A 3,982-nucleotide genomic window follows, 5' to 3' on the forward strand; every position below is an offset into this window, starting at 1 on the left:
GCCCAACCGGTCAGCCAGTCGGCGTCGTCGTCCCACCGGACCCGGGCGGCGAGTCCGGCGAGCTGGTCGTCCCACCACGACGGCACGTGGCCGACCTGGGTGCGCCGCTGGGCGGCCAGCCCGTCGACCAGCAACCGCGCCGGGCGCGGACCGAGCCGCCGGGTGACGATCCGGGCCACGTCGACCGGCTGCCATCCGCGCGGCCAGAGCCGGGCCAGCGCGGCCACCAGGCGGTTGAGCAGCGCGACATCGACCGCCGCCGCGCCGTCCGTGGTGCCGGTGCCGACCACCAGCCGGTCCAGCTTCCGCTCCGCGTCGCGTACGTCGGCGCCGCGCAGCGCCGCGACCGCATCGGCGATGAGAGTGTCGGCGTCGGGCACGGTGGTCCCTTCTCTGCTCAGGTGAGGGCCGATGCTGTCCGGATCGCCGGAAGTGTCGGCCCGACAACCGTACCGGGCAGGAATTCCCCGCCTGCTTGACTCATCCGGTTGGGCTTTCTCCGCGTACTTCCTGCCGGAGCGGACCGACGGGGGACGGAGGCCGAGGGTGGGCAGCCTGATGGTGAGCGGCACGGTTGAGGCGACCAACCGGCGTCGCCGCGGGCGACGCCGCTCGCGCGGAGACCGGACCGGCCTGGTGGCGGTGCTGCTGGTGTTGGCGGTCGGCGCGGGTGGCGGCGCGGTGGCCGCACAGCGGGCCGGGGTGGACCTCGGCGACGTGATCGGCGACATCCGGCGCGGGCCGGCCGGGCCAGCCCCGGTGGTGGCCGCCGTCCCGGTCCCCGCCGGGTCACCCTCGGTCGCGCCCCCGCCGTCGACCGCGGCGCCGGCCACGCCGCGCACGCTGCGCTACCCCGACCGGGGTACGGGCCGCTTCCGCACCGCCACCGCCACCGGCCGGGTGGCCGGGCGCGGTGGTGAGCTGATGCGCTACCGGGTGGCGGTGGAGGACGGCATCGACGAGGTGGACGTGGAGCGGTTCGGTCGGGACGTCGCCGCGCTGCTCGCCGACCCGAGGGGCTGGACGGGCGACGGCCGGTGGCGGTTGCAGCGGGTCGGCCCGGACAGCCCAGCCGACTTCACCGTGCTGCTCACCACCCCGGTCACCCGTAGCCAGCTCTGCGGCGACCTGAACGACCGCTACACCTCCTGTCGCAACGGCGACCGGGTGGTGATCAACGTGGCCCGCTGGGCGCGCGGCGTACCCCACTTCGCCAGCGACCTGGCCACCTACCGGGCCTACCTGCTCAACCACGAGGTCGGTCACCGGTTGGGTGAGGGCCACCAGCTCTGCCCCCGGCGGGGCGGTCCGGCGCCGGTCATGCAGCAGCAGACGTTGGGCCTGCACGGCTGCACCCCGAACCCCTGGCCGCAGGTGAACGGCGAGCGGTACGCCGGCCCGTCCGGCGACTACGACGACCCGATCCCCACCGAGGACTGACCGCGCCGCCGGTGGTTCAGTGCCGGGAGAACGACGCCCAGATGTTCTTGGTGTCCGGGGTGGCGTACCAACCGACGTCCAGGGCGAGCGCCTGGGCGATCTGAAGGCCACGGCCGCCGGCCCCCAGCGGGAGGGTGTCGGACAGCTCCGGGATGGTGCTCAGATCGTGGTCGGCGACCTCCAGGACGAACCGGTCGCCGGCGAGTAGCAGCCGGACGGTCGTCGGTGGCCTGCCGTGCCGTAGGGCGTTGGTGGCCAGCTCGCTGGCGACCAGGGCGACCAGCTCGGGGACCTCGTCCAACCGCTCACCGGCGAGCAGTTCCTCACCGGTGAGCGCCTCGTGCAGGGACGCCCGCAGGCCGCGTAGGTCGGCCGGGCGGACCAGCTCCCACTGCCGCAGCTCGGTGGCCCGCGGTGGTGGAGGAGAGGTGCGCAGCTGTCCCATGAGCTCGATTTACCCTGCATATCCAGCATTTATGCCGTGCACCGGCAGATGACGGATCGGCTTCGCCCGGTCAGCGGTGCGGTCGGACCCCGGCAGTCGCAGGGCGTTGCAGACATCGACCACGCCCAGCACGTTCCAGGCCAGCGTGGCGGCGACCTGCCGGATGTGCGGGTCGCCGACCACGTTGGGTGACGAAGTATCGCCGCCCGGTTCCGGTGGCGTCGCACGGTCGGCGTACGGTCCGAAGCCGTGGCCGTTGTCCGTTCGTTGTTGCTGTTCGCGCTCGCCGCGCTCGCCGAGATCGGCGGCGCCTGGTTGGTCTGGCAGGGCTGGCGGGAGCACCGCGGCCTGTGGTGGATCGCCGCCGGAATGATCGCCCTCGGCGCCTACGGTTTCGTCGCCACCTTCCAGCCCGACCCGAACTTCGGCCGGGTGCTCGCCGCGTACGGCGGGGTGTTCGTCGCTGGTTCGCTGGCCTGGGGTGTGCTGGTGGACGGGTTCCGCCCCGACCGGTGGGATCTCATCGGCGCGGCGATCTGCCTGATCGGCGTCGCGGTCATCATGTACGCCCCCCGCACCGCCTGAGATCGGGGGTCGGTCGACGGTCGCCCGTCGTCGGGTCAGCGCGGGCGCAGCGGCTGCGACAGGCAGTAGACGTCGCCGGAGTTGGCCGCGTGCGGCAGGGCGCACAGGTCGTCGGCGACGTCCGCCGCCGACGACCAGGCCGGTCGGGCCATCGACATCTCGTCGCCGAGGGCGAAGGTGAAGTCGCGGAATCCGAGGGCGGTCGCCCGATCGAGGCACCGGATCGCGGCCTGGCGTTCGATGGTGGTGAACTCGAAGGAGAGCGCGGGCACCGGACGGGTCAGCCCGGCCAGCACCTCGCTCTCGAAGCCCTCGACGTCGATTTTGACGAAGGTGGGCACGCCGTACGCGTCGATGAGTGCGTCGAGCGTGGTCGCGGCGACGGTGATCTCGGTGTCCCAGGTCTGGCCCTCCCAACCGGCGGCACCGTCGGCCGCCCGCAGGAAATCGGCGGAGGCGGTGGAGACCGTGGGGTTGGCGGAGTTGACGTGCAGTCGGACCTGCCCGGACTGTCCGCCGCAGGCCGCCTCGACCAGCGTGACCTGGTCGTCGTCGCCGTGGATGGCCCGCAGGGCGCGCATGCAGAGCGGTTGCGGCTCCACGGCCACCACGCGGGCCCCGAGCCGGCGGAAACTGCCGAGGCGGTCGCCGACGTGCGCGCCGATGTCGACGACGAGATCCCCGGGACGGACGAAGGGGGCGTAGAACGCGTCCATCGCCGCGTCCCGCGCCGGGTCGCCGTAGTAGCTGTCCAGCGAACGGTGCAGTGCGGACATCGTCGGGTCGGCCCGGAGGGCCTCGATCACACCGGCATGAGCAGCCACGGTCCGATCCTAGTCGGGGGTGCCGGGGCGGGACGGCGTCCGTCACCCATGGTGATCACGGCCTGAGTCGGCGGTATTCCTCATATAGGTTTCCACCGATTGACAATGTTTGGATTCCAAACTTAACCTCGGGTTGACCTGGACGTCTCACCCGTATCGGGAGACACCCAGGCGGTCCAACCCCACACCGCCACCCCCATCCCCCGAGGAGCACCATGACCCGACTACGAGGCACCCTACGGAGAACACGATGGCGGCTGGGCCTGGCCGCGACCGGAGCCGCCCTGCTGGCGGCGGGCCTGGGCCTGACGGTCGCCGGCTCCGCGCAGGCCGCCGCGGGCTGCAAGGTGACCTACGCGACCTCCTCCCAGTGGCCGGGCGGGTTCGGTGCGAACGTCACCATCAACAACCTCGGCGACCCGGTCAACGGCTGGAACCTGGTCTGGACGTTCCCCTCCGGCCAGCGGGTGACCCAAGTCTGGAACGCCACCGTCACCTCCTCAGGTGACCAGGTGACCGCCCGCAACGTCAGCTACAACGCCCGCATCCCCACCAACGGGTCGGTGTCGTTCGGCTTCAACGGCTCGTGGTCCGGTGCCAACACCGCGCCCACCACCTTCGCCCTCAACGGGGTCACCTGCACCGGCTCCGTCGGAGAAACCCCGCCGCCGACCACGCCGCCACCCAC

Annotated in this window: 5 protein-coding genes and 1 pseudogene; 3 read left to right on the forward strand and 3 right to left on the reverse strand. The window is 72.4% G+C overall.

Going from position 1 to position 3,982, the window contains the following annotated elements; all coding sequences use genetic code 11:
• Window positions 1-380, reverse strand: a pseudogene (locus E1182_RS29615) (hypothetical protein); the annotation flags it as partial.
• Window positions 381-546: 166 nt separating this feature from the next.
• Here E1182_RS29615 and E1182_RS29620 point away from each other — a divergent pair.
• Entirely contained in the window at window positions 547-1,440 is an 894-nt protein-coding gene (locus E1182_RS29620) for a DUF3152 domain-containing protein (protein WP_243706494.1), read from the forward strand.
• Between the two features lie 16 nt (window positions 1,441-1,456).
• On the opposite strand, the gene E1182_RS29625 is transcribed toward E1182_RS29620, so the two are convergent.
• On the reverse strand, window positions 1,457-1,885 hold the full coding sequence (locus tag E1182_RS29625; RefSeq protein WP_132271016.1) for an ATP-binding protein: 429 nt from the start codon (window positions 1,883-1,885) through the stop codon (window positions 1,457-1,459).
• A gap of 249 nt (window positions 1,886-2,134) precedes the next feature.
• Between E1182_RS29625 and E1182_RS29630 the strand changes: the two genes are divergently transcribed.
• The gene (locus E1182_RS29630; RefSeq protein WP_132271017.1) at window positions 2,135-2,470 is read left to right on the forward strand and encodes a YnfA family protein; all 336 of its coding nucleotides are present in this window, start codon (window positions 2,135-2,137) and stop codon (window positions 2,468-2,470) included.
• Window positions 2,471-2,505: 35 nt separating this feature from the next.
• On the opposite strand, the gene E1182_RS29635 is transcribed toward E1182_RS29630, so the two are convergent.
• Window positions 2,506-3,246: an FkbM family methyltransferase gene (locus E1182_RS29635; protein ID WP_132271019.1), complete on the reverse strand. Its 741-nt coding sequence runs from the start codon at window positions 3,244-3,246 to the stop codon at window positions 2,506-2,508.
• A gap of 263 nt (window positions 3,247-3,509) precedes the next feature.
• On the opposite strand from E1182_RS29635, the gene E1182_RS29640 reads away from it, so the two are divergent.
• Window positions 3,510-3,982: cellulose-binding domain-containing protein (locus E1182_RS29640; protein ID WP_207921571.1), on the forward strand; the 473-nt coding region annotated here is incomplete at its 3' end.

The organism is Micromonospora sp. KC721, from assembly GCF_004348355.1.
Classification (GTDB): Bacteria; Actinomycetota; Actinomycetes; order Mycobacteriales; family Micromonosporaceae; genus Micromonospora.

Coding starts and splice junctions, on each gene's coding strand:
- E1182_RS29625 (WP_132271016.1), bottom strand. CDS start 1,885: ATGGGACAGCTGCGCACCTCTCCTCCACCACCGCGGGCCACCGAGCTG.
- E1182_RS29635 (WP_132271019.1), bottom strand. CDS start 3,246: ATGTCCGCACTGCACCGTTCGCTGGACAGCTACTACGGCGACCCGGCG.